The sequence below is a fragment of the Campylobacter sp. RKI_CA19_01122 genome (assembly GCF_025771325.1).
In the GTDB taxonomy this organism is placed as follows: Bacteria; Campylobacterota; Campylobacteria; order Campylobacterales; family Campylobacteraceae; genus Campylobacter_D; species Campylobacter_D lari_D.
This window is the reverse complement of the sequence record NZ_JAKMPZ010000011.1, coordinates 1-25,565: the sequence shown is the minus strand read 5'-3', so window position 1 is coordinate 25,565 and position 25,565 is coordinate 1. Positions and strand designations below refer to the sequence as shown.

34 protein-coding genes are annotated in these 25,565 nt (G+C 28.7%); 12 read left to right on the top strand and 22 right to left on the bottom strand.

Going from position 1 to position 25,565, the window contains the following annotated elements; all coding sequences use genetic code 11:
* Positions 1-3: 3 nt before the first annotated feature.
* From L8U37_RS06765 to L8U37_RS06680, 18 genes are all read right to left on the bottom strand, one after another.
* Positions 4-393: an ExbD/TolR family protein gene (locus L8U37_RS06765; protein ID WP_133319663.1), complete on the bottom strand. Its 390-nt coding sequence runs from the start codon at positions 391-393 to the stop codon at positions 4-6.
* A complete protein-coding gene (locus tag L8U37_RS06760) occupies positions 394-954 on the bottom strand; it encodes a MotA/TolQ/ExbB proton channel family protein (protein WP_263728880.1) in 561 nt (186 codons plus the stop codon).
* Positions 954-1,346, bottom strand: a complete 393-nt coding sequence (gene atpC, locus L8U37_RS06755) for an ATP synthase F1 subunit epsilon (RefSeq protein WP_133319665.1) — start codon at positions 1,344-1,346, stop codon at positions 954-956. The genes L8U37_RS06760 and atpC overlap by 1 nt, the downstream gene beginning before the upstream one ends.
* A gap of 2 nt (positions 1,347-1,348) precedes the next feature.
* Positions 1,349-2,746 (bottom strand): F0F1 ATP synthase subunit beta, encoded by a 1,398-nt coding sequence (gene atpD, locus L8U37_RS06750; RefSeq protein ID WP_133319666.1) that lies wholly within the window; start codon positions 2,744-2,746, stop codon positions 1,349-1,351.
* Between the two features lie 14 nt (positions 2,747-2,760).
* Positions 2,761-3,645, bottom strand: a complete 885-nt coding sequence (atpG, locus tag L8U37_RS06745) for an ATP synthase F1 subunit gamma (RefSeq protein ID WP_133319667.1) — start codon at positions 3,643-3,645, stop codon at positions 2,761-2,763.
* A 9-nt stretch (positions 3,646-3,654) separates the two neighbouring features.
* Complete coding sequence (gene atpA, locus L8U37_RS06740; RefSeq protein WP_133319668.1) at positions 3,655-5,160, bottom strand: F0F1 ATP synthase subunit alpha; 1,506 nt, start codon at positions 5,158-5,160, stop codon at positions 3,655-3,657.
* 9 nt (positions 5,161-5,169) lie between these two features.
* On the bottom strand, positions 5,170-5,691 hold the full coding sequence (locus tag L8U37_RS06735; protein WP_133319669.1) for a F0F1 ATP synthase subunit delta: 522 nt from the start codon (positions 5,689-5,691) through the stop codon (positions 5,170-5,172).
* Positions 5,691-6,203: a F0F1 ATP synthase subunit B gene (locus L8U37_RS06730; protein ID WP_263659715.1), complete on the bottom strand. Its 513-nt coding sequence runs from the start codon at positions 6,201-6,203 to the stop codon at positions 5,691-5,693. Before L8U37_RS06730 ends, L8U37_RS06735 begins: the two co-directional genes overlap by 1 nt.
* Positions 6,204-6,212: 9 nt before the next feature.
* Positions 6,213-6,638 (bottom strand): FoF1 ATP synthase subunit B', encoded by a 426-nt coding sequence (locus L8U37_RS06725; RefSeq protein WP_133319671.1) that lies wholly within the window; start codon positions 6,636-6,638, stop codon positions 6,213-6,215.
* Between the two features lie 63 nt (positions 6,639-6,701).
* Positions 6,702-7,553, bottom strand: coding sequence for a ParB/RepB/Spo0J family partition protein (locus tag L8U37_RS06720; protein ID WP_263659714.1), 852 nt, complete (start codon positions 7,551-7,553; stop codon positions 6,702-6,704).
* 3 nt (positions 7,554-7,556) lie between these two features.
* Positions 7,557-8,339: a ParA family protein gene (locus tag L8U37_RS06715; RefSeq protein ID WP_012660935.1), complete on the bottom strand. Its 783-nt coding sequence runs from the start codon at positions 8,337-8,339 to the stop codon at positions 7,557-7,559.
* A complete protein-coding gene (locus tag L8U37_RS06710) occupies positions 8,336-8,971 on the bottom strand; it encodes a biotin--[acetyl-CoA-carboxylase] ligase (RefSeq protein WP_220566507.1) in 636 nt (211 codons plus the stop codon). The genes L8U37_RS06715 and L8U37_RS06710 overlap by 4 nt, the downstream gene beginning before the upstream one ends.
* On the bottom strand, positions 8,952-9,863 hold the full coding sequence (gene fmt / locus L8U37_RS06705; RefSeq protein ID WP_263665820.1) for a methionyl-tRNA formyltransferase: 912 nt from the start codon (positions 9,861-9,863) through the stop codon (positions 8,952-8,954). Before fmt ends, L8U37_RS06710 begins: the two co-directional genes overlap by 20 nt.
* Positions 9,860-10,327: a DUF6194 family protein gene (locus L8U37_RS06700; RefSeq protein WP_263728879.1), complete on the bottom strand. Its 468-nt coding sequence runs from the start codon at positions 10,325-10,327 to the stop codon at positions 9,860-9,862. The genes fmt and L8U37_RS06700 overlap by 4 nt, the downstream gene beginning before the upstream one ends.
* Positions 10,327-11,370 (bottom strand): GTPase ObgE, encoded by a 1,044-nt coding sequence (obgE, locus tag L8U37_RS06695; RefSeq protein WP_263665822.1) that lies wholly within the window; start codon positions 11,368-11,370, stop codon positions 10,327-10,329. Before obgE ends, L8U37_RS06700 begins: the two co-directional genes overlap by 1 nt.
* Before the next feature lie 95 nt (positions 11,371-11,465).
* Positions 11,466-11,720: a 50S ribosomal protein L27 gene (gene rpmA, locus L8U37_RS06690; protein ID WP_039649045.1), complete on the bottom strand. Its 255-nt coding sequence runs from the start codon at positions 11,718-11,720 to the stop codon at positions 11,466-11,468.
* A gap of 10 nt (positions 11,721-11,730) precedes the next feature.
* Positions 11,731-12,039, bottom strand: a complete 309-nt coding sequence (gene rplU / locus L8U37_RS06685) for a 50S ribosomal protein L21 (RefSeq protein WP_263659711.1) — start codon at positions 12,037-12,039, stop codon at positions 11,731-11,733.
* 150 nt (positions 12,040-12,189) lie between these two features.
* Positions 12,190-13,224 carry a cytochrome-c peroxidase gene (locus tag L8U37_RS06680; RefSeq protein WP_133319678.1) on the bottom strand — a complete coding sequence of 345 codons (1,035 nt, stop codon included), beginning with the start codon at positions 13,222-13,224 and terminating at the stop codon, positions 12,190-12,192.
* A gap of 198 nt (positions 13,225-13,422) precedes the next feature.
* Between L8U37_RS06680 and plsY the strand changes: the two genes are divergently transcribed.
* The 5 genes from plsY to L8U37_RS06655 all read left to right on the top strand — a co-directional run bounded on the left by plsY (position 13,423) and on the right by L8U37_RS06655 (position 16,950).
* A complete protein-coding gene (gene plsY / locus L8U37_RS06675; protein ID WP_263669751.1) occupies positions 13,423-14,034 on the top strand; it encodes a glycerol-3-phosphate 1-O-acyltransferase PlsY in 612 nt (203 codons plus the stop codon).
* Entirely contained in the window at positions 14,019-14,336 is a 318-nt protein-coding gene (locus L8U37_RS06670; protein ID WP_133319680.1) for a dihydroneopterin aldolase, read from the top strand. The genes plsY and L8U37_RS06670 overlap by 16 nt, the downstream gene beginning before the upstream one ends.
* Positions 14,337-14,413: 77 nt before the next feature.
* Entirely contained in the window at positions 14,414-15,088 is a 675-nt protein-coding gene (hsrA, locus tag L8U37_RS06665; RefSeq protein ID WP_133319681.1) for a homeostatic response regulator transcription factor HsrA, read from the top strand.
* Positions 15,089-15,208: 120 nt separating this feature from the next.
* The gene (locus L8U37_RS06660; protein WP_012660922.1) at positions 15,209-15,454 is read left to right on the top strand and encodes a YfhL family 4Fe-4S dicluster ferredoxin; all 246 of its coding nucleotides are present in this window, start codon (positions 15,209-15,211) and stop codon (positions 15,452-15,454) included.
* A complete protein-coding gene (locus tag L8U37_RS06655; protein WP_263728878.1) occupies positions 15,454-16,950 on the top strand; it encodes a Ppx/GppA phosphatase family protein in 1,497 nt (498 codons plus the stop codon). Before L8U37_RS06660 ends, L8U37_RS06655 begins: the two co-directional genes overlap by 1 nt.
* On the opposite strand, the gene L8U37_RS06650 is transcribed toward L8U37_RS06655, so the two are convergent.
* Genes L8U37_RS06650 through L8U37_RS06640 form a run of 3 tightly spaced genes read right to left on the bottom strand, consistent with a single transcriptional unit; the run spans position 16,947 to position 18,417 of the window.
* Entirely contained in the window at positions 16,947-17,705 is a 759-nt protein-coding gene (locus tag L8U37_RS06650; RefSeq protein ID WP_263728877.1) for a hypothetical protein, read from the bottom strand. The two genes, L8U37_RS06655 and L8U37_RS06650, sit on opposite strands and share 4 nt — an antisense overlap.
* Positions 17,702-17,998, bottom strand: a complete 297-nt coding sequence (gene fliN / locus L8U37_RS06645) for a flagellar motor switch protein FliN (RefSeq protein ID WP_133319684.1) — start codon at positions 17,996-17,998, stop codon at positions 17,702-17,704. The genes L8U37_RS06650 and fliN overlap by 4 nt, the downstream gene beginning before the upstream one ends.
* The gene (locus L8U37_RS06640) at positions 17,995-18,417 is read right to left on the bottom strand and encodes a chemotaxis protein CheX (protein WP_133319685.1); all 423 of its coding nucleotides are present in this window, start codon (positions 18,415-18,417) and stop codon (positions 17,995-17,997) included. The genes fliN and L8U37_RS06640 overlap by 4 nt, the downstream gene beginning before the upstream one ends.
* 119 nt (positions 18,418-18,536) lie before the next feature.
* On the opposite strand from L8U37_RS06640, the gene pseI reads away from it, so the two are divergent.
* From pseI to L8U37_RS06620, 7 genes are all read left to right on the top strand, one after another.
* Positions 18,537-19,571, top strand: coding sequence for a pseudaminic acid synthase (pseI, locus tag L8U37_RS06635; RefSeq protein ID WP_263728876.1), 1,035 nt, complete (start codon positions 18,537-18,539; stop codon positions 19,569-19,571).
* A 2-nt stretch (positions 19,572-19,573) separates the two neighbouring features.
* On the top strand, positions 19,574-19,753 hold the full coding sequence (locus L8U37_RS08265) for a hypothetical protein (RefSeq protein WP_412174907.1): 180 nt from the start codon (positions 19,574-19,576) through the stop codon (positions 19,751-19,753).
* A 354-nt stretch (positions 19,754-20,107) separates the two neighbouring features.
* A complete protein-coding gene (locus tag L8U37_RS08260) occupies positions 20,108-20,677 on the top strand; it encodes a 6-hydroxymethylpterin diphosphokinase MptE-like protein (protein WP_412174906.1) in 570 nt (189 codons plus the stop codon).
* 11 nt (positions 20,678-20,688) lie between these two features.
* Complete coding sequence (locus tag L8U37_RS08255) at positions 20,689-21,024, top strand: hypothetical protein (protein WP_412174905.1); 336 nt, start codon at positions 20,689-20,691, stop codon at positions 21,022-21,024.
* Positions 21,025-21,028: 4 nt separating this feature from the next.
* The gene (locus L8U37_RS08250; RefSeq protein ID WP_412174904.1) at positions 21,029-21,484 is read left to right on the top strand and encodes a hypothetical protein; all 456 of its coding nucleotides are present in this window, start codon (positions 21,029-21,031) and stop codon (positions 21,482-21,484) included.
* 59 nt (positions 21,485-21,543) lie between these two features.
* Complete coding sequence (locus L8U37_RS06625) at positions 21,544-23,280, top strand: motility associated factor glycosyltransferase family protein (RefSeq protein ID WP_263728875.1); 1,737 nt, start codon at positions 21,544-21,546, stop codon at positions 23,278-23,280.
* 67 nt (positions 23,281-23,347) lie between these two features.
* Positions 23,348-25,228 carry a motility associated factor glycosyltransferase family protein gene (locus L8U37_RS06620; protein ID WP_263728873.1) on the top strand — a complete coding sequence of 627 codons (1,881 nt, stop codon included), beginning with the start codon at positions 23,348-23,350 and terminating at the stop codon, positions 25,226-25,228.
* 27 nt (positions 25,229-25,255) lie between these two features.
* Here L8U37_RS06620 and L8U37_RS06615 read toward each other — a convergent pair.
* Positions 25,256-25,565, bottom strand: a 310-nt coding sequence (locus L8U37_RS06615) for a flagellin (protein WP_259443331.1), incomplete at its 5' end; no start/stop codon positions are given.

The window sequence follows — 25,565 nt, the reverse complement described above, 5'->3', positions numbered from 1 at the left end:
TTTTTACTCAGTTTGCAAAGCAACTTTTTGAAAACCCAAATGCTTCATTGTTCTTAAAACACTCATTACATCATCATATTTTAAATTCTTATCCGCTCTAATGAAAACTGTTTCTTGAGTATTATATTGCACTTTTAATGCATTCATATTATCCGCAAAACTTAAAAAATTAAATTTATCTTTTCCTATAAAAATTTCTTTTTTTGCATTAATTGTTATAATTAAACTTTTGATATTTGGAGCACTTGAAGTTTTTTGTGAACCTTGAGGAAGTTGAACTTTTTCTTCATATGTAATACTTGGTGCTGTTACCATTAAAATAGCAAGCAATACAAGCATAATATCCACTAAAGGTGTAATATTTAGTTCGGGTTTTTCTTCTAAAAACATCAATTAAACCTTTGCTGAACTTACTAATACTTTTATCTCACTATCTAAAATATTAATTAGTTCATAAGCTTTGCGTTTGATAATCAAATGAAAACTATATGCAGGAATTGCCACTAAAATTCCACAACCTGTAGCTATCAAAGCTTCACTAATTTTTGGCGCAATAATACTCAAAGAATTTTGCATTTCTAAACCACCAAAAGTTTCAAGTATAGAAATAACTGTACCAAAAAGACCTATAAAAGGAGAGGTTGAAGCAATAATACTAAGCCAAGTTAATCCAATTGTGGCTTTTTTTTCAACAGAATTTTTATAAATATTCATCTTAGTTTCATCAATCTCTATACATTTTTTTAAAATTGATGCACTTTGGCTTAAATCCCTCTCTCCTCTCATCAAAGCTTCTAAAGCCTGACTTTCATCTTGCATCCATTTATTAATAAGCATTAATCTTGAGAATAAAATGCTAAAACTAAGTATAAAATACACCGAAAGCCAAGCCAATACAATATAAGTAATTAAGCTTGTATTTTCAAAAAAATGAAAAATTGATTGAAAATCCACTATTTTTGCCTTACATTATTATCCATCTTAGCAAAAGTAGAAGCTAAAGCAACACTATCACTACTCATAGATTTGATTAAATCTTTTGCATCTGCTAATCTTTTTGCTATTTCACTATCACTATTTCCTCCAACCCACACAGCACCTTTTGCTAAAACGCTTACTTTCGTTTCAGAAACTTTTGCATGACCTGAATCAATAGCAACTAACTCATGGGTAGAATCTGATTTTTCTATATCTATAATCCCTGCCCTTAAAGAAGAAATTAAAGATGCATGTCCTTTTAAAACACCAAATTCACCTTCACTTCCAGGAAGAACAATAGATTTTACATTATCATTGTAAATCATACCAAGAGGTGTTACCACCTCTATATGTATTAAATTATCCATTATTAAGCCTTAAGTTTTTCTGCTTTTTCAATAACTTCATCAATTCCACCTACCATATAGAAAGCATTTTCAGGTAAATGGTCATATTTTCCTTCTAAAATACCTTTAAAACCTGCTATTGTATCTTCTAAACTAATATATTTACCAGGACTTCCTGTAAATACTTCAGCAACGAAGAATGGTTGAGATAGGAATTTTTCAATTTTTCTTGCTCTTTCAACGATCAATTTATCTTCTTCACTCAATTCATCCATACCTAAAATAGCAATAATATCTTGCAAATCTTTGTATTTTTGAAGTACTGATTGTACTCCACGAGCTACTTTGTAATGCTCTTCACCAATAATTTGTGGATCAAGCATTCTTGAAGTAGAATCAAGCGGATCAACAGCTGGATAAATACCTTTTTCAGCAATCGATCTATTTAAAACCGTAGTTGCATCCAAATGCGCAAAAACAGTTGCAGGAGCAGGGTCTGTTAAATCATCTGCTGGCACATAAACTGCTTGAACTGAAGTAATAGAACCTTTTTTAGTTGAAGTAATTCTCTCTTGGAATTTACCCATTTCGCTAGCTAAAGTTGGTTGATACCCAACAGCTGAAGGAATTCTTCCTAAAAGTGCCGACATTTCAGAACCTGATTGTGAAAATCTAAAGATATTATCAATAAACATCAACACATCAAGTCCCATTTCATCTCTAAAATACTCAGCCATAGTAAGACCTGTTAAAGCAATACGATTTCTTGCTCCTGGTGGTTCATTCATTTGACCATAACATAATGCAACTTTATCTAAAACATTACTTTCTTTCATTTCATTGTAAAGATCATTACCCTCACGAGTTCTTTCACCAACACCTGCAAAAACAGAATAACCGCTATGTTTAAATGCAACATTGTGGATTAACTCCATAATAATAACGGTTTTACCAACACCTGCACCACCAAAAAGTCCTACTTTACCACCTTTTGCATAAGGAGCTAACAAATCAACTACCTTAATACCTGTTTCAAAAATTTCACTTTTTGTACTTTGCTCTTCAAATGGAGGTGGATCTCTATGGATTGACCAATGTTTATCAAAATTGATCTCTTCACCCTCATCAATCAAATCACCTGTTACATTGAAAATTCTTCCAAGTACTTTTTCGCCCACTGGAACGCTAATTGGGTTTCCAGTCGCAACAGCCGTTAAACCCCTAACAAGACCATCAGTCATATCCATAGCGATAGTTCTTACTTTATTATCACCCAAATGCGCAGCTACTTCAAGCACTAGCTTGCATTCTTTTCCTTCTAATTCATAATTTACAATTATAGCTTCGTTAATTTGTGGAAGATATTCTTTAAATTCAACATCAACCACTGGTCCTAAAACTTGAGAAATAAAACCTTGCATCATCACTCCTAAATTTATTTCATTGACTCAACACCACTGATAATTTCTATCAATTCGGTGGTAATAGATTCTTGTCTTGCTTTATTATAAGCTAAATTGAGTTGTTTAACTCTAGCTTTTGCATTATTGGTTGCATTATCCATAGCTTGCATTCTTGCACTATGCTCAGCCGCCAAAGAATCAACTAAAGAAAAATACATATTATATTCAAAATAAGTTTTTAATAAATCATTTAAAATTTCTTCATCTTCAGGTTCTAAATCCATTAAAGATTGAGACTCTTGTTCTTCTTTGCTCGCAATAGCTTGCACTGGTAATAATTCATTAATACGAATTTCTTGCGAAATCATATTTTTATAGCCATTGTGTACAATTACAACCTTATCTGTAACTTCATTTATAAAATCATCAACTGCATTTTCAATAATAGCACAAGCTTTTTCATAATCAGGGCTAGAGCTTGTGTCTAAATATTTTTCTAAAATTTCAATATTTTGAAAATTAAAATACTCAATACCTGTTTTACCAATAGCTCTTAATCTTACCTTGATTTTTTTTGCTTTACAATCTTCGAGCATTTCATTTACTGTTTTAATAGTTTTAATGTTAAAACCGCCACACAAGCCTTTATCAGCAGTAATGAAAATAATATCCATTTTTTCAATATTGTCTTTTTTTCTAAAAAATGGAAGTTTATCATCAAGACCTTCGTATTGATTAATCTTGAAAGCAATTTCAGATAAAACTTCATCAATTTTTTGAGCAAAAATCTTTGACTTTTTAGCTGCCTCTTCTGCCTTTCTTAATTTGGCAGTAGAAACAAGCTTCATTGCATTAGTTGTTTTTTGTGTATTATGGACACTTTTTATTTTTCTTTTTATTTCTTTTAAATTAGACATTTAAAAACCTTATATATGGTTTGCTTTAAACTCACTCAACGCTTTAGCTAATTTTTCTTCCAAATCTTTATCTAAAGCTTTTTTAGTTCTAATTTGCTCAAAAATTTCTGGATATTTAGCTTCAATAAATGGATATAAGGCTGCTTCAAATTCTCCTATTTTTGAAACTGCAATATCATCTAAATATCCTTTAGTTCCTGCATAAATCATCACTACTTGATTTTCAGCTGAAAGCGGAGAATATGGAGGCTGCTTTAGAACTTCAACCATTCTTTGTCCACGCTCAAGTTGTTTTCTACTTGCTTCATCTAAATCACTTGCAAATTGCGCAAAAGCTTGCAATTCTCTATATTGAGCTAAGTCAAGTCTTAAGGTACCTGAAACTTGTTTTGTTGCTTTAATTTGTGCAGCACCACCAACACGAGATACAGATAAACCAACATTAATCGCAGGACGAATACCTGAGTTAAACAAATCTGTCTCTAAGAAAATTTGACCATCGGTAATTGAAATAACATTGGTTGGAATGTAAGCTGAAACATCCCCTGCTTGAGTTTCAATAATAGGTAATGCTGTTAAGCTTCCTGCGCCAAGCTCATCACTTAATTTACTTGCTCTTTCAAGCAATCTTGAATGTAAATAAAATACATCCCCTGGATAAGCTTCGCGACCCGGAGGACGACGCAAAATCAAAGACATTTCACGATAAGCAACAGCATGCTTACTCAAATCATCATAAACAATCAACGCATGTCTTGAGTTATCTCTAAAATACTCACCCATAGTTACACCTGTATATGGAGCAAGATATTGCAATGCAGCAGGATCTGAAGCACCTGCATTTACCACTATACTATAATCCATTGCGCCGTATTCTTCAAGCTTTTTAACTACTTGAGCCACTGTGCTTTGTTTTTGACCAATTGCCACATAAATACAAATAACATCTTTACCTTTTTGACTAATAATCGTATCTATTGCAACAGTAGTTTTACCCGTTTGTCTATCACCAATAATTAGCTCTCTTTGTCCTCTACCAATTGGAACTAAAGCATCAATAGCTTTAATACCCGTATGTAATGGTTCATGAACACTTTTTCTAGCCATAATACCTTTTGCTTTTTCTTCCACAAAGCGATATTCACTTGTTTCAATCGCTCCTTTAGCATCAATTGGCTCACCTAAAGCATTTACAACACGGCCTATCAATGCATCACCAACTGGAACCTTTAGAAGTTTTTTTAATCTTTTTACAGAACTTCCTTCTTTTAAGCCAAGTCCCTTTCCTAAAATAACAATACCAACACTTGATTCTTCAAGGTTAAGCACCATTCCCTTTTCGCCATTTTCAAATTCAACCATCTCACCGGCCATAGCATTTTTAAGACCATAAACCTTAGCAACACCATCAGCAACTGAAATAATCTTACCGGTTTCTTCTATTTCAAGATTAAAATCAAATTTTTCAATTCTTTCTTTTATAATAGAACTAATTTCATCTGCTTTAAATTTCATCAAGTCTCCTTAAATTGCTTTTAATATATATTCATTCATTTTAGCTTTTAAGCTTTGCATTGAAAATGAAATTTCATAACCAAGTCCATCTAAGCTAATTTTTACACTGTCATTATCACTTATTTTACTATCTAATCTAATCTTTGCGTTGAATTTAAGACTAAGTTTTTCTTCTAAATTTTTAATTTCTTCTTCACTTAATTTTTCTTTTGAATAAACTTGCCCTAAAAATTCATTTTCTTTTAATGCTTTTTGTTCACTCAATTCTTTAGTAATGCTTGGAATTAACATCTCTCTATTGTTGCCAACAACTAAGCTCATAAAATTTTTAAAAGCATCACTTGGATTATCTAATAAAGAAAGTATAAAATCTAATTTTTTTTCTTGTTTAAGCTCATAAGCATTTAAAATACTTACAAATTTATCAGAAGCAAAAGCTGAACTAAGTTGTAATAAATTTGAATAAAAATTTTCAAAATCTTTTCTTTCTAATATAGCTTTTGCATAGGTTTTTGCAATTACACTTTCCATCAAGACACCTTTTTCATCATGATATTTAAAATTTCTTTTTGCTGAAGCTGTAAACTTTGATCTTCAAAAATTTCTTCTAAAACCGCTTGCACAACTTCTTTTTCCATTCTTCTTATTTCATATTCTTTATGCTCTTCATAAGTTTTTTCTAAAGCCTTAATCTCCATTTTTGTTTCAGCTTCTATTTTATCTGTAATGATTTCTGCTTCTTTTTTTGCAAGAGCAACTGCATTAATTGCTTCTTGTTTAGCTAAATCTAGTTTTTTCATCATTTCTAATTTATGATTTTTGCTTGCAATAAGTTTTTCTTGTATTTCATTCATCCTAGAGGCAATTTTTGCAATTCTTCCGTGGTAAAAATTTTTTAAAGGTGTTGCTATAAAATAATATAAAATAGCAGCAAACAAAACAAAATTAACTGCTCTTGGGATAATATCATACTCACCACTTCCATTACCTGCTGCAAAAGCATAAAAAGGAAGCACCAATAATAATGTAATTTTTTTCAACATTTATCTTCCTTAAATTTTACTCAAGCTATCTTTAAAGCTTTGCTTAAATTCTGGCATTTTTAACCGCATCTCTTCTTTTAATTCTTTTTCTTTTTCTCTTAGACTTTTTAGAAAAACATGCATTTGTTCTTCTAATTCTTTTTTCTTTATTGATAATTCTTTTTCTTGTTTTATTTTAGCTTCTTCTACTGCTTTTGCTTTGATTTGATTAATCTCATCTCTTGTTTGTATATGAATTTTTTCCAACTCATTTTCTACATTTGAAACATCATCAGAATTTTTTTTCATTTTTTCTTCGTCATTTTTAATGGTCAAATCTCTAGAATCCATAAATTTAATCAAAGGTTTATAGAGTATAGAATTTAAAATTGCTATCATGAGCAAAAAAATGACACCAGTAGCTATCATGATGGAAAAATGTACATCATTAAACATTAATACTCCTAAATAAATCTAAATAAAACGCGCAATTATACCAAAATATACCTAAAAGCATATTTAATCTAGTATTTTTAAAAATTTTAAAATCTCATTTTCGTCAGAAAAATTAACAATAATTTTTAAATCTTTCACCACTGTCTTAAATCCAAAAGATTCTATTTTTTCTTTTAAATTTAATATAGATTGATTTTGCTTATTTAAATTTGTATTTTTTTCTAAATTATTTGAATTTTTAAAATTTTTAATCAGTTTTTCTGTATCTCTTACATTAAGTTTTTGACCTATGATAGTATCAACTATCATTTTTTCTTCTTCTTTTTCAAGTCCTACTAAAACTTTTGCATGACCTTGTGAAATTTTACCTTCTATAATGAAATTTTGCGTTTGCTCATTTAAATTTAAAAGTCTTAAGGTATTAGCAATTTGTGGTCTTGACTTGTGAATAAGATCTGCTAATTTTTCTTGAGTTATGTCATGAATTTCCAATAATTCTTTATAAGAATGTGCCAATTCTATAGGATTTAAATTTTCCCTTTGGATATTTTCAATCAAAGCAAGCTCGCGTAATTTTATATCATCCACATTTAAAACTACGGCTTTAATCTGTTCTTTTTCTAAAAGCTTACATGCTCTAAATCTTCTCTCGCCAGCTATTATAATATAATCAAATTCATCTTTTTTAAAAACTACAATAGGCTGAATTAAACCATATTCTTTAATAGACCCCGCAAGCTCTTCTAAAGCTTGTGTATCAAAATTTTTCCTTGGCTGATAAGGATTTGGACTAATTAAATCTATATCAATTTCTTCTATTTTGCCTTCTTTTGATCCTAATTCTTTTTCATAAACCTCATCAATATCAGCCAAAATACTACTTAAACCTCTTCCTAATGCACTTTTTTTTGCCATTTTTTATCCTAATATAGAATGTGCTAAATTTTGATATGCTACTGAACCTGGGGATTTTATATCATAAAGTATAATAGGTTTTCCATAACTTGGACTTTCAGCAAGTTTTACATTTCTTGGTATGATGATAAAATCATCTTCATTATCACCTGTTCTAAATAGCTTTTGCTTGAAATTTTGCTTTAAATCTTCCACGGTATCTTTTGAAAGATTATTTTGCGAGCTATACATAGTTGGTAAAAAACCTTTTATTTTTAACTTTGGGTTGATAGTTTTTTTCACAAATTTTATGGTGTTTAAAACCATCGCAACACCCTCAAGCGCATAAAATTCACATTGTATAGGAATAATAACACTATCGCTTGCTGCAAAAGCATTTACCGTAATGCTTCCAAGTGCAGGAGGTGAGTCAATGATAATAAAATCATAATCTTTAGCAATTTCTTTGATTTTTTCTCTTAAAATCGTTCTATATTCTCCGCTTTCTTTTACTACTTCTTGTTCAATTCCAACCAAAGAAATATTTGATGGAGCTAAGTATAATTGTGGAAGTTCAGTTTTTAAAATGATTTCAGAAAGTTTTTTCCTGCCTATAAAAACATGGTAAATATTATACTCATAATTACTTCTATTAAAACCAAGTCCTGTTGTAGCATTAGCTTGTGGATCAATATCTATCAAAAGAACCTTTTTTTCAGCTACTGCTAAAGAAGCCGCTAGATTAATAGCGGTAGTAGTTTTACCTACCCCACCTTTTTGATTTGCAATAGTTATTATCTCACTCATCTTAAACTATATATCCTTTTATTATCTAACAATATAGAACCATCTTTATACAACAAAGCATCTTTTAAAGATAAAATCTTACCTTCATTATGTATAAAAAAATTTCTTGATTTTTCAAATTCTAGCATATACTTGCTAAAAATATTCTTCCATAAAATTTTCTCATCTACATAAGAAAAATACTCATTTAAAAGTTTTGCTATATCTACTTCTATATCTAAAATTTCAGCATTAAATGGAGCATATTTAAGATTAATCCCTATTCCTACAACCAAAAAATCATTGATTTTAGAACTCATCAGACCGCCTATTTTTTTATCTTCTATATAAAAATCATTGGGCCATTTAATCCATACTTTCGAATTTTTTCTTTGCAATACTTCTTTCATTAAAAATGCAAAATATATACTAGCAGAAGCCAAAGGAAGATCTTGTGCTAATTCTTGAGTTTTTATGCAAAAAGATACATGTAAATTTCCTTGCTTACTTTGCCAAGTATTGTCCCTACTACCTATACCAGCACTTTGGATAAAAGCACAAATGGCTGTATTGTTAGTAATTTCTCCACTACGAATTTTATCACTTAAATAAATTTGAGTTGATTCAAGCTCATCAAAATAAACTATCTCCAAGTTTTAACCTTTTTCCATTTAAATAAGTCTTAGCGTCTAAAGCCTTTTTTCCACTTTCTTGTAAATTTTTAATCCTTAAAACACCTTTTTTACATGAAAGCAAAAAGCCTTCCTTTTCTATTTGTAAAATCACACCTGATTTTTGAGTTTTTTCACTATCGACTAATTCTATATCTAAAAATTTCAAACCATTTTCTAAAAAAATTCCAGGCCAAGGTGTAAAAGCTAAAAATTTTTGATAAATTTCATTTGCATTATTTAAAGCAATCAAGCCATCTTCTTTTTTGATTTTTTTACAATGTGTAACTAAATTTTCATCTTGTTTTTTTGGGATAATTTTTTCAAAATTTAAAAGTGTAGAAACAGTAAGTTTAGCAGCTAAATTTGAAAGCATAATAAACACTTCAGCTGAATTTTTACCTTCTATATCACATTCTATACTTTCTAAAATTGCACCACTATCAAGCCCTTCTTCCATAAGCATAGTACAAACCCCGCTTATTTTATCCCCATTTAAAATAGCACTTTGTATAGGCGAAGCCCCGCGATATTTAGGAAGTAAGGAAGCATGTAAATTGATACAAGGAGCAATATCTAAAATTTCTTTTGGTAAAATCTTCCCATAAGCAGCAACAACTATAAAATCAGGTTTTAGGCTTTTTATTCTATTAGTTATGTTTTCATCTTTTAAGCTTTTTGGAGTGAAAATTTCTATATTTAAATTATCTTCTAAAACAAATTTTTTAGTATCACTTGGGGTTAAAATTTGTTTTCTACCCACAGGTTTATCAGGTTGGGTAAATAAAGCTTGGATATTAAACCCTTTATCAACAAGCTCTTTTAAAATACAAGTTGCATAAGATGGAGTTCCCATAAAAATGATATTTTTCATAATGCCACTATCCTTTTTTTATAAGTTTTTATAGCTTTTTGATATGAAAGCTCAAGATAATCTTTAAAAATTTCAAAATTTTTTCTAGAAGGGTTGTTGATGCAAATATATCCCATATAAGCATAAATTGGATGAGGCATGATAAAATCAAGCATAGAAAAATCATAATTTAAACTAACAACCTCACCCTTTAAAGCTTTTTTAGGTTTTTTACCAAAAAGATTTTGGTAATCTTGATCACAAAGAGAGCAACTTAGACGAAATACACCTTCTCTATTTAAATTCGAAGCTTTATCATTTATGCCATCATTTTCTTTAATAGTGCAAAAATAAACTCCGTTTTTTAAAACCTTATCGAGATTATAAAAAAAGCTATGTTCTTTATAAGTAAATTTATATACCAAGCCTTTAAAATTAGACTTGATATATTCTTGAATAAAATCTATAGTTAAATTTTCACTCATCAAAGATTATTTTGACTTCTAATTTTTTTAACTTCTTCTAAAAGCATAAATTTAAGATCTTTAAGTCCAGTTTTTTCAAGGCTTGATACTTTAATAAAAAAACTTTGTGGATTATTTTGACTTTGCAAATAAGCTTTTAGCTCATTATAATCTTCTTCCATTTTTTGTGCAAATTCCTCACCCAAATTTAAACTATCACTTTTTGAAAGCATTAAGCCAAAATTTCTTGCATAAAGTTTGCTTGAAAATTTTTCCAATTCTTTTCTTAAAATACAAAATTGCTCTTTTAAGCTCATATCTCTTAATGGATCAAGCACAAAAAGCAAAAAAGAAGTTCTTTCTATGTGTCTTAAAAACTCAAGTCCCAAACCCCTACCATCGCTTGCACCTTCTATAATACCTGGGATATCTGCCATCACAAAAGAATTATAATCATCTACTTCAACCATACCAAGTTTTGGAGTTAAAGTAGTAAATTCATAATTAGCTATTTCAGGTCTTGCATTAGATACTACGCTTATAAGAGTGGATTTTCCTACATTTGGAAAGCCCACAAGTCCAACATCTGCTATGAGTTTTAATTCTAAGCGCACGCTTAAGGTTTTTCCTGCCACGCCTGGTTGGGCATAATCTGGGCGTTGATTAGTAGAGTTTTTAAAATGAGTATTACCAAGACCACCTTTACCGCCTTTTAAAAATAATTCTTTTTGGCCCTCTACTAACATATCAAGCAAAACTTCCCCACTTTGTGCATCAATTACTTGAGTGCCTTGAGGAACGATTAATTCTAAACTCTCCCCTCTTTTGCCGTTTTTATTACGACCTAGGCCTGGCTGGCCATTTTGTGCTTTAAGTTCTTTTTTACCTTTAAAGTGCGCTAGCGTATGGGTATTATTATCACATATAAAATATATATCGCCGCCATTTCCACCATCGCCGCCATCAGGCCCACCGAGTGGAACATGTTTTTCACGGCGAAAACTCACAGCACCTTTGCCACCATTACCTGAACTTAAAACTAATTTCACATTATCTATAAACATACAATCACCAAAATATAAATTTTTAAAATGATATTATATTTTTTTTAATATATTAAGATTAAAAAGAAGAAAAAGGCTACAAAGTAGCCTTAAAATTATGCAGGATAAACAGAAACTTTTTTTCTATTTTTATCTTTTCTTTCGAATTTTACGAAACCATCAATTAAAGCAAAAATTGTATGATCTTTTCCTATGCCTACATTATTACCCGCATGAGTTGCTGTTCCTCTTTGGCGGATGATGATGTTGCCAGCGCGAACAAATTCTCCACCAAATTTTTTAACACCTAGACGACGACCTATAGAATCACGATTATTCTGAGTTGAACCTTGACCTTTCTTGTGTGCCATTCTTTACTCCTTAAGCTTTAATATCTACTACTCTAACGCGAGTAAATTGTCTTCTAAAACCGCGTTTTAATTTTGAGTCTTTTCTACGTCTTTTTTTATAAATCACAACTTTTTTGTCTTTTCCATGAGCAATCACTTCTAAAACAACTTTTGCACCCGCAACAAACGGCGCACCTACCTTTAATTCTTTATCGCATATAGCAAGAACTTCACTTACTTCTATGCTTGATTTTGCTTCAGCTTCAAAACGATCTAGTTTAAGCTCATCACCTTGGCTTACTCTGTATTGTTTTCCACTGTGTTTTATAATAGCATACATACAGCTATCCTTTCTTAAAATATTTTGGTAGCACCATAAAGCATTATGCATAAACATAATTTTAGAAAGCTTTAATGGCTAAAAGCAGTAATTATATCTTGATTTTATATAAAGTAAGCTTAAGACGCAAAAAGCGTCTTAAGGTTTAAATTAAAGCTCTGGTTTTGGAGTTTTTTCAGTTGCTTTTGGAAGTTGAGGGTAAGTAATGCTTGGTTTTTTACCTGTTAAGGCATGTAAGAAAGTTTCTATAGAAGCTGCTTCTTTATCAGAAATTTCTATGCCAAGTTGCACACTGCCCATTTCTTTAATTGCTTCTTGTAAAGACCAAATAGCACCATTGTGAAAATACGGAGCAGTTTCAGCAATATTTCTTAAGGTTGGAGTTTTAACTAAGCCATTTGCATCACCTTTAAAATCTCCTACATTTGCAAATTTATATTTAGCTGCTACTTGGAAAGCCTGCATACTACCACCTAAATTTACCCCTGTATGACAAGCTGTACAGCCTTTATCGATGAAAGTTTTCAAACCTTCTTTTTCTTTTTTATTTAATGCTTTTGTATCACCTTCTAAGAATTTATCAAATTTAGATGGAGTTAAAAGTGTTCTTTCAAATGTAGCAATAGCATCTGCAATATTATCAAAAGTTACTCCACTGCTACCATAAACTTTTTTAAATTCTTTTACATATTCTGGCATAGAAGCTATTTTTTCTACTGCTAATTTGGCAGGAGTTGCCATTTCAGGTTCTGCTTCGATTGGCCCTTTTGCTTGGTCTGCTAAAGTTCCTGCTCTACCATCCCAAAATTGAGTTGAATTTAAAACTGAGTTATAAACTGTTGGCGAATTTAAATGATGAGGATTAGCTGTCCATTTATGTCCTACAGCAGCCGCTATACCATCAGTACCACCCATACCTAAATTATGACAGGTATTACAAGAAATCAAACCACTTTTAGAAAGTCTTGGCTCAAAATACAGCTTTTTACCAAGGTTAGCTTTCTCTTTAGAGAATTTACTAGCTTTAATACCCATTTCTTTTAATAGTTTTTCAACACCTGTCTGATCTTTTGGTAAAGGCGCCAAACCTGCAGCTTTTGCTTCATCAAGCAAAGCTTTATCGTTAGCAAAAGCAGTTGATGCAACTAATAATGATGATGCAACTAATAATGAAATTTTTTTCATTATCTACTCCTAAATAAGATAAAATAAAGCCTATTTAAAATAAACTTATTGAAAATATATCTATAATTTTCTTTAAATAATATAAAAAATTTATATTTAACAATAAAAATTATTATAGGAGAAAATGTCTCTTAAATATTTATTTCAGGGTTTTTTGCTATTATTACAGAGTTTTACAAAAATCTTAGGGAAAAGTAAATGGAAAATTTAATAATCTATCTTTTAGCTTATCTCATAGGCGCTATACCATTTGGGCTTTTACTAGCTCAAATCTTTGCTAAAACAAACATTAAAAATATGGGTAGTAAAAGTATAGGCGCTACAAATGTTTTAAGGGTAGTAAAAGAAAGCGATCCTAAACTAGCTAAAATACTTGCTATTGCAACCGCTATTTTAGACGCATTAAAAGGAATCATACCTATATTAGTGGCAAAATTTATGGGCTATGATGAAAATATCTTATGGACTATGGCTGTTTTAGCAGTATTTGGGCACTGCTTTTCTCCTTATTTAAAATTTGAAGGTGGTAAAGGAGTGGCTACAGGGGCTGGGGTTTTAGCAGTATTTTTACCTTTTGAAATAATATCTGCGGTTTTAGCTTGGTTTATCATAGGAAAGGTATTTAAAATTTCAAGCTTAGCTTCATTAGGAGCTTTAATTGTTTTAATAGCTACTTCATTTATTTTTCATTATAACATGCCTGTGATCAACACCCATGCACCAATTTTTGTTATTGCATTTATAGTAATTTATAAACATATACCAAATATTTTAAGGCTTATTGGAAAACAAGAATGCAAAGTCATATAAAAGTCAGTTTAGAATTTAAATGTATTATAGGGCTTTTGGATTTTGAAAGAATTCAAGAACAAAAAGTTATTATAGAACTAGAAGCTAAAAGTAAAAAATTTTTAGATTATGCAAAACTTTGTATTAGAATAGAAAAAATTTATAAAAAGAAAAAATTTAAAACTATAGAAAAATCTTTAAAATACATATGCAAGGATATTAAAAAACATAATAAAAAGCTTAAATTTATAAATATCACTTGTTACAAACCTGATATTATCAAAAATGCATGCGTTGGAGCTAGTCTGAGTAAAAAATATTAAAATTTTTTTAAAGAATTTTGAACATTTGCTTAATTTGTGTTATACTTTTGCACTAAAACTATCTTCAAAGGAATAAAATGCGTATTTTAGTTGTAGAAGATGAAGCATCACTTAATAAAACTCTATCAAATACCTTAAATGAGTTTGGCTATCAAAGTGATACTTCAGAAAATTTTAAAGACGCTGAGTATTTTATAGGTATTAGACACTATGATTTAGTATTATCAAATTGGACTATTGGCAATAATGATGCAAGTGATTTAATTAATGCCATTAAGCAAAAATCTCCAAGAACCGCTATAGTTACAATATGCGCAAAAGCAGATAAAGAAAATGAAATCAAAGCTTTGAAAGCTGGAGCAGATGATTATATAAAAAAACCTTTAGATTTTGAAATTTTAATGGCGAGAATTGAAGCTAGACTTAGATTTGGCGGAACAAATGTGATCAAAATCGATGATTTAGTGATTGATCCTGATGAAGAAAAAATCACTTATCAAGGAAAAGATATAGAATTAAAAGGAAAACCTTTTGAAGTTTTAACTCATTTAGCTAGACATTCAGATCAGATTGTGTCAAAAGAACAACTTTTAGATGCTATTTGGGAAGAACCTGAACTTGTAACTCCAAATGTTATAGAGGTTGCAATCAATCAAATAAGACAAAAAATGGATAAACCGCTTAACATCTCTACCATAGAAACCGTGCGTCGTAGAGGGTATCGTTTTTGTTTTCCTAAAAAAACTAACTAAAATTTTAGAATGATTTAATCATTCTAAAAAGTAGATTTTGTTTTTTCTTTCATTTTAAATTACCTATAAGTTTTTATATAGTATAAGTTTGCTTTATTACTTATAAAAAGGAAAAAAAATATGTCACTTTTAATCACTAGAGAATGCATATCCTGTGATGCATGTAGGGAAGAATGTCCCGATGAAGCAATCTATGATAATGATCCAATTTATGTCATAGATCCTGATCTTTGTACTGAATGTGTGAATGAATTTTCAGAACCAGCTTGTATAGTAGCTTGTCCAGTAGATTGTATCATACCTGATCCTGATAATGTAGAAAGCATTGATGAGCTTCGTTTAAAACATAAAAATAAAGATATTTAATGGCTAAAAAAACAGCAGTAATTGACCTTGGCTCTAATTCCGTTCGTATGGTAGTTTTTGAAAAAACCTCAAGATATGGTTTTTTCATTTGTAGTGAGCACAAAAAGAAAGTAAGACTTGGAGAAAATGCTTACAATAATAATAAGATTCTTCAAGAAGAAGCCATGCTTAAAGCCGAAAAAGCTTTGACTTATTTTAAGGAAAAAGCTTTAAAAGAAAAATGTAGAAAAATTATTGCTGTTGGAACTTCTGCATTAAGAGATGCACCCAATGCTAAAGATTTCATAGCTAGAATAGCAAAAAATGTAGGTTTAAATATAAAATGTATTAATGGAAAAACAGAGTCATTTTTAGGTGGGCTTGCTGCGCTAAATTTACTATCAGATATTCAAAATGCCACCACTATAGATATAGGTGGAGGATCGACTGAGCTTTGTTTAATCAAAGAAGGTAGGATTGTAGATTGTATTTCACTTGATCTTGGCACAGTAAGATTAAAAGAAATTTTTTACGATACAAAAAAATTTAATGCACTAGACCAATTTATACAAGAAGCACTAAAACAAGTTCCAAAGCATTTTCAAAATGAAAATATCATTGCCATAGGTGGAAGTTTAAGGGCATTATCAAATTCTATAATGAAAAAAAACTCTTACCCGTTAAAAATGATTCATAATTTTAGTTATAGTTTTGAAAAAGAAAAAAATCACATAGAAAAAATTCAAAATGCTAAAAATTTAAATGATTTTAACATAAAAAAAGATCGTTTTGATACTATAAAAGAAGGATGTGTGATATTTTTAGCACTAGCAAAAAATTTAAAAGCTAAAAATATCACCACCTCTGCAGTAGGTGTTAGAGAAGGTGTATTTTTATCTAATCTTTTTCAAAAATATACTAAAATAAAAAATGAAACAACGGATTTTTCAAAATTTAATGCCAAATTTCCTCCGAATTTCAATCCAAGCTTAAAATCTATACAAGATCGTTTTAGTATAGATTATAATGATAAAAGTGCTTATTTTGCAAATAAATTATTTGATGCCCTTTTACCTATCCATAAAATTAATCTTGCTTTTAAAAAAGATCTTATAAATGCTGCAAAATTATCGCATATAGGCGAAAGAATTAATTTTTATTTTGCCAATGAACATAGTGCTTATATAGCTCTAAATAGCCTGCATTTTGGTTTTTCACATAAAGAAATTTTATTAATTTCTACTATTTTAAAAGCCAATGGAAAAAAAATCAATCCATTTGCGATAGAAAATATAAAAGATTTACTACCAAATAATCACATATTAGCTTGGCTTAATTTTATTTTAGCTTTATCAAAAAAACTTGCAAAAGACACTGATGAGAATCTTGATTTCACGCTAAAAAATCATACTTTGTATATATACTCGACTAAAAAACAAATTTATTTTTCAAAAGAAGAAATCAAAAAAATTTCAAAGCCAAAACTTATCATTTTGGCTTTTAATCAGCAAAATTAATTATTTTGTTTTAAAAGTAAATTTTGCAATCTTTGTTTATTTTCTTCAAAATAAGAGTCAAAATCTTTTTCTTTTGGCTTTTGAGGTGCTTTGTTTTGTTCTTCATTTTTTATCAAAGCTTCATTTGTTTCTAATACCACATTAGAGTTTCCTATAATCATAGTATAACGCTTCAAACCATACTCAAAAACTACAAGTTGATTGTGTCTATCAAGTGGTCTTTGAAAGATTAAATTAAAATTCCTATCTAAAGGGTGTTTTTGTCTTAGATATATTTTTAAAAACCAAAGTCCAACAAGCAAAAGTATCAAAACGCTTACAACTAAAATATAATTTGTAAAATCATATTCTTGCATTTTTATTTCCTCGTTTTTTTCCTCTAAGCTTTTTTTAGTACTTAAATTTACACCTTCTTTTTGAGCACGCAATCTTAAACCATATTCACCAATCGCATCAGCGGTAATTTGTATTTTATCACCTACACTTAAAGCTATAAAAGTTTTTTTATCTTCTGAAAAAATTTTAATTTTTTTTATAATATCAGAATTCAACACTCTATCTTCCTCTTTTGCACTTTTAGCATTTAAAGTAAAAATAATAATACCATCTTTTTTATTTTGACTAATACCTTCTTTATAAGGAACATCAAATGAAAAAGTAATATCCACCCTATCTTCTCTTGGATAAATATTGTAATCAAGAATTTTTGCCCCAAAAAGAGGTAAAGCGAGTAATAAAATCCAAATAAATTTCATTGCAATTCTTTTTTGAAATACTGCAATACTGATTTAGAATCTAAAATTTCATTAATCCTTATAGCAAGGTTTTTCTCATACACCATTACCTCACCTTTTCCAAAAATTCTTCTATTTAAATAAAGTTCCACGCTTTCACCTGCTGGCTTTTCAAGGTCTATCACAGAACCAACTTCTAGCTTTAAAAGCTCTCTTACGCTCATATTAGTAGTACCAAGCTCACTAACAAAATCAACGCTAATATCTAAAATATCTTCATAAGATTGCAACAATCCTAAATGATCTTCTATCATAATTTTTTATAACCTATTCTAAAACGAGCATTTTTCATTTCATAAGTAAATTTTTCTTTGAGTTTGATTTTTGAAAATCCATCAATACGTCCTAAATATTCGGGAACACCCAAACGATACTCATCTTTGCCATTAGTATCATTAAGTAATTTTTTGGCATAACCTATAATTTGATTAGCTACTTCTTTTACTAAATCTGCTAGATCATCTTCTTTTAACTCTTCATGCAATAAAAATTGCGCAATCTCATTAAGAGCCTTTTTTTGAAAAAACAGATAAAAACTATATTCTTCATCTTTAAAATACAAAGGTATAGAAGCCCCATAAAGCTCGCCTCTAATCACGCTTGTTGGTGTAATTTTAAGTTTTAAAATGTGTTCACAAAAGTGATAAATCGAATATTCTAGTGTTTTAGTCATAGTTTTTTCCTTAGATAACTTTATAGTAAATTTATTTTACTAAATAAACCTTTAATCACAATTAATAATTAAAATATAAAATATAGTAAATTTTTATTTAAATTAAAAAAGGTTTTTTGATGTTTATAGAAAATTTTAACATAAATGAAAAAGTTTTCATCATCGCTGAACTTTCAGCCAATCATGCAAATAGTCTTGAAATAGCTTTAAAAACTATACAAGCAGCCAAAAAAGCAGGAGCTAATGCTATAAAAATTCAAACCTATACCCCAGATAGCTTAACACTAAATTCTAACAAAAAAGATTTTATTATTGAAGGTGGTTTATGGCATGGACGCAAACTATATGAGCTCTACGAAGAAGCTAAAACTCCTTATGAGTGGCATGAAAAACTTTTTGAATGTGCTAAAAATGAAGGTTTAATTTGCTTTTCTAGTCCTTTTTCTAAAGAAGATGTAAATTTTTTAAGGCAATTTAATCCCCCAGCTTATAAAATCGCTTCCTTTGAAGCAAATGATTATGATTTTGTGCGTTATGTAGCAAAAGAAAACAAACCTACTTTAGTTTCTACAGGCATAGCCTATGAAGAAGAACTTGAAATGATTGTTAAAATTTTTAAAGAAGAAAACAATCCGAATTTAATTTTGCTTAAATGCACCTCGGCTTATCCTTCACAAATTTGTGATTTAAATTTAAATGTCATAAAAACTTTACAAGAAAAATTTAACACTATTGTTGGTTTAAGTGATCATAGCGAGGGATTTTTAGCACCAACTTTAGCCGTAGCTCTTGGCGCAAGAATCATAGAAAAACATTTTATATTAGACAAAACTTTAAATAGCGCTGATGCTAAATTTAGTCTTGATTTTGAGGAATTTAAGCAAATGTGTTCTATGGTGCGTTTAAGCGAGCAAGCTTTAGGAAACAAAGAATTTAGCATGGATGAAAAAACTTTAAAAAACCGCCATTTTGCAAGAAGTTTATACGCAAGTAAAGACATCAAAAAAGGTGATATTTTCACACGAGAAAATATAAAAAGCGTAAGACCAAGCCTAGGTTTGCATCCTAAATTTTTACCTATCATGCTTGGTAAAAAAGCAAGTTGTGATATAGAATTTGCTAAAGCTTTAGAAGAAAAACATTTCAAGGAATAATCATGGAAAAACATATTTTTAATAAAAATTTAGAAGCTTTAAGTGATAAAAATTTAAAAGACAAATTGGCAAATTTTAAGCAAAATAATTTTGATACAAAACAAGGATCCGATCCCTTAGATGTTAATTTTATTCACCAAAAAAAGGATATGTGTTATATAACGATACACTTGATGAATTAAATGAAAAATCGGACTTATATAATGACAAATATTTATTATATCCAGTGCTATATTTTTTTGGTTTTGGTAATGGAATTTTATATAAAGCCCTTTTACAAAACAAAAATAGACAAAAATAGTTATTTTTGAAAAAGAAATAGAATTTATTTATCTGAGCTTTCATTTTTTAGATTTTAGTGAAGAATTAAAAGACTTCCGGCTAATTATTTTAGATATAAACAATATAAATTCTACATATTTTCAAATTTTATGCAATAGCTCACCATTTTTTAATTTCTTAAGAACTTATTTTTTGATATCCATTGCGATTATTATGAAAAATTTCATAATGACATTTTAAAAACAAACGAAACTATGCAAACTTATATAAAAAATTCTATTTTAAAATTTGGAAATTCTTCAAAAGATACTTTAAAAGGTATAGAAAATTTTATTTATAATCTACCTGATCTTTTTTTAAATTATTCCTTTAAAGAATTATTATCAAAACGAAAAAATATTTATCAAAATGCTATTATAGTTTCAACAGGCCCTTCTTTAATCAAACAACTTCCTCTGCTTAAAAAATATATAAATAAAGCAACTATTTTTTGCGCTGATAGTGCTTATCCTATACTCGCAAAACATGATATAAAACCTGATTATGTTTTATCTTTGGAAAGAATAGAAAAAACGAGTGAATTTTTTAATAACAATTTTGGCGATTTTGATAAAAATATTTTATTTATCTTAACTGAAATTGTATATAAAAATACTCCCAAATATCTAAAAGAAAACAATAGAAAGTTCACCTTTATACAAAAAATAGGGGATTTCAGCAAACTTTTTCATTTAAAAGATTTGGGTAGTTTAGTAAACACTCCAAGTGTAGCAAATATGGCTTATTTCATAGCATCTTGCTTGAAACATAAAATATCATTTTAATAGGACAAGATTTGGCTTATTCTGATGATGGATTTTCACATCCTCAAGATTATCATTATAAGGCTGATTGTGAAAGTCATTATGATCGTATTCAAACCCTAGGTTATGGTGGGCAAAACATAGTTAAAACACATGAAATATGGATGGTATTTAAGCATTATCTAGAAGAAGCTATTGCTAAAAATAATAAACAAAATATCCAAACCTATAATGCCACTGAAGGCGGAGTAAGGATAGAAGGAGCTATAGAAAAACCTTTTAAAGAGCTTTGTGAAACTTTATTTGAAAACACTACACCAAAATCATTTATACAACTTGACAAAATCACACAGAATAAAAAAAAATGAACTCATGCTTAAATCATTTTATAAAACACAACAAGCCATTAAACTTTGTGAATTTTTGCACAAAGAAAATTTATACATACTCAATCGCATTTGTTTTTTAATAAGTGATGAAAAAAATTTCATTGATTTAATACAAGAAATAGAAAATCACAAAACAAAGCTTACCAAAGTAAGCATTTTAAAAGAATTAACTAGCGCTATTGGTATTCAGTTTGAACTTAATTTAGCAAGAATTCAAGTACTTAATCCTAAAACACAAGAAGATAGTTTTAACAAAATGCTTCTTTGGATCAAAGAATGCCTAGCTTTTATTGAAATTATTAATGAGCATATTGTTGCATTAAAAGTAGCTTTAGAAACAAATATATTAAATTTAGAAAATTTTCTAATTGAAAGTAAATTTAAAAAATATATTCAAAAAATAAAAGCAACAAAATTACAAAGCCACTATTTGATATAAGCATACTCAATATTGCTATAATATAATTTTTGTTATAATCAAAATAAAAATGGACACCTATGAATAAAGAATTATTTTTAAAAAACACCCAAGCTCTTTTTGAAGTAGATCAAATACTAGCTTATGAGTTGAGAAAAATCACTCAAAATCATAAATTTAAAATCATAGAAAATAAAATTTTTGATTTGCAAAATCAAGTTTTTTTAGATGAAAATCATTCTTTTGATTATGATAAATTTCAATTATATCCAGTATTATTTTTTTATGGTTTTGGCGATGGAAAATTTTTTATAGAACTTTTAAAAAATCAGAATTTAAAACATATTGTTATTTTTGAAGAAGAATTAGAAATTTTATATCTAGCTTTTCATATGATTGATTTTACCACACTTCTTAGAAAAGAAAAACTTATTTTGTTTTTTACACCAAATATCAACACCGCTCAACTTAAAGTTTTATTTAATTATCCGCAAATCAAACATACGCTGAAAATTTTCAATTTTCATTTTTATAATGATTTTTATATTAATTTTTATACACCCAATGCTCAAAATGTGATGCAAATTTTATTAAATCTCATAAAAACACTAATGCTTGCTCGTGGAAATGACCCAAAAGATGCTTTGCTAGGAATAAAACATAATATTATAAATTTAGAAAAAATCATCACTCATACACCTTTTAAAAATCTAATAAAAGATAGAAAAGCAAGAGCAAAAAATGCCATTATAGTTTCAACAGGTCCTTCTTTGATGAAACAACTTCCGCTTTTAAAAAAATACCAAGAAAATGTTGTGATTTTTAGTGCTGATAGCTCTTATATTATCTTAGCTAAAGAAGGAATTAAGCCTGATTATGTCTTTTCACTAGAAAGAGAAGATATGACTAGCGAATTTTTTAATAATGATTTTGGAGAATTTGATAAAAATATTTTATTTATCATAGCCTCTTTAACTCATCCTAAAACTATAGAATATTTAGAAAAAAACAATAGAAATTATATGCTTGTTTTAAGACCTTTGTTTTTTGAAAGCAAACTTGGCTTAAATGAATATGGTTTTTTGGGAAATGGCATGAGTGTTGCTAATATGGCTTATGAGTTAGCTGGAGCTTTAAGATTTGAAAATATTATTTTAATAGGGCAAGATCTAGCTTATAGTGATGATGGAAAGTCTCACCCAAAAGAACATTTATATGGTGATCAAGGAGACGAAGAAGTTGTTTATAAAACAATCTGTGCATATGGAGGCAATAAAGAAGTAAAAACACAACTCACATGGTATTTGTTTTTAAAAAGTTTTGAAAAAGATATAGCTCTAGCTAGAGATATATTAAAAATCAAAACTTATAATGCCACAGAAGGTGGGGCAAGGATAGAAGGGACCATAGAAAAACCTTTTAAAGAAATTTGTGAAGAGTTTTTAAAAGAAAAAATTGAAAAAAATATTATTTTAACAAAAGCAAAAAATCCACAAAAAAAACTAAAACAATGCAAAGAAAAACTCAACAAACAAATAAAACAAAGTGAAATTTTTATCAATGAATGCAAAAAAGCTATTAAGGATAAAAGCTTAGAAAGATTAGAAAAACTAAGACTTAAGCTCCCAAAAAGTGAATTTTTTTCAGATATTTTACAAGCTAGATGCTTTCAAAATGAATGTGAGGTTTTAAAATACAAAGTTGAAAAAGAAAAAAATACAAAATCTTTCTTAGAACAACAAATCGATTTTTTTGATGAGATTATTTTATATCTTGAAAATTATAATAAAACTATAAAAGAAAATTTAAAACAATAACACATCAAATTTTTGATAAAAAACATAAAAAATGACGATATTATTTTTTTAATCAAAAAGGATAAAAATGAAAACAGAGATTTTTAAAAAAAATTTAAAAGCCTTAAAAGGAAGTGAATATCAAACGCTAAAAAGAAGATTAGGTAGAATAAAAGAAGCTAAAGATTATATTTATGTTTTTGATAAAGATCCTTTAAATTGTAATATATGTTATAAAAATATAAAAAATTTATATATAAATCCTTTAAAAGAATTACAAGAAAAAATTGAGCTATTTAATAAAGAATTCTTAAGATACCCTATACTTTTTTTCTATGGATTAGGCAATGGTATATTTTACAAAAGTTTGCTTGCAAATAAAGAACATAAAAAAGTTATTGTATATGAAAAAGACATTGAGTTAATATTTTTAGTTTTTAATATGATAGATTTTTCCAAAGAACTTTTAGAAGGTAGATTTATTTTAATCCATGCAAAGGAATTTAACTATACAAAAGCTGATACTTTATGCTCTTTTTTAAATTTATTTTTAAAAACTTACACTCTACATATTCATTGTGAATTTTATGAAGAAAGACAAAAAGAAGAAATTAAAAACATAAATGATTTAAATTCCAAAGTTATTAAAAATATTGCTTTAAGAAGAGGAAATGACCCAATTGATGCTATGCAAGGCATAGAACAATTTGTTCTAAATTTACCTAAAATGCTTACACATCCAAGTTTTAACGAATTTAAGAAAAAAAGATCAAATAAAAGCAAAAATGCTATATTGGTAGCTACTGGACCTTCTTTAAAAAAACAACTTCTTTTACTTAAAAAATATGCTAATAAAGCTACTATATTTTGCGCTGATAGTGCTTATCCTATCTTAGCAAAGGCAGGTATAAAACCTGATTATGTTTGTATGCTAGAAAGAGATGATGTGGTGTCAAAATGCTTTGATAATGATTTTAAAGAATTTGATAAAGACATTACTTTTATTTTAGCTTCATTAGTATATAAAGATAGTATAGAATTTTTAGAAAAAAATAAAAGAAAATATATTTTAGTTTCAAGATCATTACCTTTTGCTTATTCTTTAGGATTGCATGATTTTGGCTATGTAAGTGGTGGAATGAGCGTGGCACATTTAAACTATGAACTAGCGCTTTTGTTAGGGCATGAAAATATCATCTTAATAGGACAAGATTTAGCTTATAGTGATGATGGAAAATCTCATAGTGAAGGATTTTTACATGAAAGTTATCACGAAGGAGATTTTGAACGCGATCATGGAAAATTTGAAACCTTAGCTTATGGTGGAAAAACTTATGTGCAAAGTTCAGAGGTTTGGATGCTATTTAAACAAATTTTTGAAAGTTTATTTCATAAACAAACAAAAGCAAAAATTTATAATGCCACAGAAGGTGGGGCAAGGATAGAAGGGACCATAGAAAAACCTTTTAAAGAAATTTGTGAAGAGTTTTTAAAAGATGAGGTAAAAAAACCTTTTCCAAAACTAAATCCACCAAAACGCAAAGATAGCCAAGAGCTTATGCTAAAAGCTTACAAACAAATCAAACAAAATATAAAAGCTAATGAAAAATTTTTAAAAATTTGTAAAAAATTACATAAAGAATTAAACTATCAAAGCAAAATACACTATACTTTACATGAATTAAATACAAAAATAGATCAACTAAAAGAGACTATAGAAAGCAATAAATACATTTTCTTAAGAGAAGTTTTAAGTCCTTCTTTATTTCATATTGAAAGCAATTTTTCAAAAATTTATGTTAATCCTATGCATAATGATAGTGATAAACAAAATAAACTTGTTGCTTGGATTACAGCACATAAATCTTGGCTAGAAGAGATTAGCGAGTTAGCTTTAGTCCAAGAAAAAGCCTTAAAAATAGCCATCATACCTTTACAAGATATTTTAGAAAAAAGAAATTTAATATAAGGCAAAACTGCCTTATATTATTTGGATTTATTGTAAGAGTTTTAAAACATTTTGTTGCACAGCATTAGCCTGACTCATAGCATAAGATCCACTTTGAGCTAGGATGTTGTATTTAGAGAAATTTGCACTTTCTGCTGCAAAATCTACATCTCTGATGTTTGATTCAGCTGATTTGATATTTACTTGGGTTACACTGATGTTATTTAGTGTAGCTGTGATTTGATTTTGCACCGCACCAATATCAGCTCTAATGGCATCTAGATTTGCTGTAGCGGTTTCTACTATATCCATCACAGCCATAGCACCTTTGAGTGTGGTAACACCTGGGGTTTGATCA

Bases quoted from the DNA above. Each gene is read 5' to 3' on its own strand.
- atpC (WP_133319665.1), bottom strand. From the start codon at position 1,346: ATGGATAATTTAATACATATAGAGGTGGTAACACCTCTTGGTATGATT.
- atpD (WP_133319666.1), bottom strand. From the start codon at position 2,746: ATGCAAGGTTTTATTTCTCAAGTTTTAGGACCAGTGGTTGATGTTGAA.
- atpG (WP_133319667.1), bottom strand. From the start codon at position 3,645: ATGTCTAATTTAAAAGAAATAAAAAGAAAAATAAAAAGTGTCCATAAT.
- atpA (WP_133319668.1), bottom strand. From the start codon at position 5,160: ATGAAATTTAAAGCAGATGAAATTAGTTCTATTATAAAAGAAAGAATT.
- L8U37_RS06735 (WP_133319669.1), bottom strand. From the start codon at position 5,691: ATGGAAAGTGTAATTGCAAAAACCTATGCAAAAGCTATATTAGAAAGA.
- L8U37_RS06730 (WP_263659715.1), bottom strand. From the start codon at position 6,203: ATGTTGAAAAAAATTACATTATTATTGGTGCTTCCTTTTTATGCTTTT.
- L8U37_RS06725 (WP_133319671.1), bottom strand. From the start codon at position 6,638: ATGTTTAATGATGTACATTTTTCCATCATGATAGCTACTGGTGTCATT.
- L8U37_RS06720 (WP_263659714.1), bottom strand. From the start codon at position 7,553: ATGGCAAAAAAAAGTGCATTAGGAAGAGGTTTAAGTAGTATTTTGGCT.
- L8U37_RS06715 (WP_012660935.1), bottom strand. From the start codon at position 8,339: ATGAGTGAGATAATAACTATTGCAAATCAAAAAGGTGGGGTAGGTAAA.
- fmt (WP_263665820.1), bottom strand. From the start codon at position 9,863: ATGAAAAATATCATTTTTATGGGAACTCCATCTTATGCAACTTGTATT.
- L8U37_RS06700 (WP_263728879.1), bottom strand. From the start codon at position 10,327: ATGAGTGAAAATTTAACTATAGATTTTATTCAAGAATATATCAAGTCT.
- obgE (WP_263665822.1), bottom strand. From the start codon at position 11,370: ATGTTTATAGATAATGTGAAATTAGTTTTAAGTTCAGGTAATGGTGGC.
- rpmA (WP_039649045.1), bottom strand. From the start codon at position 11,720: ATGGCACACAAGAAAGGTCAAGGTTCAACTCAGAATAATCGTGATTCT.
- rplU (WP_263659711.1), bottom strand. From the start codon at position 12,039: ATGTATGCTATTATAAAACACAGTGGAAAACAATACAGAGTAAGCCAA.
- L8U37_RS06680 (WP_133319678.1), bottom strand. From the start codon at position 13,224: ATGAAAAAAATTTCATTATTAGTTGCATCATCATTATTAGTTGCATCA.
- plsY (WP_263669751.1), top strand. From the start codon at position 13,423: ATGGAAAATTTAATAATCTATCTTTTAGCTTATCTCATAGGCGCTATA.
- L8U37_RS06670 (WP_133319680.1), top strand. From the start codon at position 14,019: ATGCAAAGTCATATAAAAGTCAGTTTAGAATTTAAATGTATTATAGGG.
- hsrA (WP_133319681.1), top strand. From the start codon at position 14,414: ATGCGTATTTTAGTTGTAGAAGATGAAGCATCACTTAATAAAACTCTA.
- L8U37_RS06660 (WP_012660922.1), top strand. From the start codon at position 15,209: ATGTCACTTTTAATCACTAGAGAATGCATATCCTGTGATGCATGTAGG.
- L8U37_RS06655 (WP_263728878.1), top strand. From the start codon at position 15,454: ATGGCTAAAAAAACAGCAGTAATTGACCTTGGCTCTAATTCCGTTCGT.
- L8U37_RS06650 (WP_263728877.1), bottom strand. From the start codon at position 17,705: ATGAAATTTATTTGGATTTTATTACTCGCTTTACCTCTTTTTGGGGCA.
- fliN (WP_133319684.1), bottom strand. From the start codon at position 17,998: ATGATAGAAGATCATTTAGGATTGTTGCAATCTTATGAAGATATTTTA.
- L8U37_RS06640 (WP_133319685.1), bottom strand. From the start codon at position 18,417: ATGACTAAAACACTAGAATATTCGATTTATCACTTTTGTGAACACATT.
- pseI (WP_263728876.1), top strand. From the start codon at position 18,537: ATGTTTATAGAAAATTTTAACATAAATGAAAAAGTTTTCATCATCGCT.
- L8U37_RS08265 (WP_412174907.1), top strand. From the start codon at position 19,574: ATGGAAAAACATATTTTTAATAAAAATTTAGAAGCTTTAAGTGATAAA.
- L8U37_RS08260 (WP_412174906.1), top strand. From the start codon at position 20,108: ATGCAAACTTATATAAAAAATTCTATTTTAAAATTTGGAAATTCTTCA.
- L8U37_RS08250 (WP_412174904.1), top strand. From the start codon at position 21,029: ATGCTTAAATCATTTTATAAAACACAACAAGCCATTAAACTTTGTGAA.
- L8U37_RS06625 (WP_263728875.1), top strand. From the start codon at position 21,544: ATGAATAAAGAATTATTTTTAAAAAACACCCAAGCTCTTTTTGAAGTA.
- L8U37_RS06620 (WP_263728873.1), top strand. From the start codon at position 23,348: ATGAAAACAGAGATTTTTAAAAAAAATTTAAAAGCCTTAAAAGGAAGT.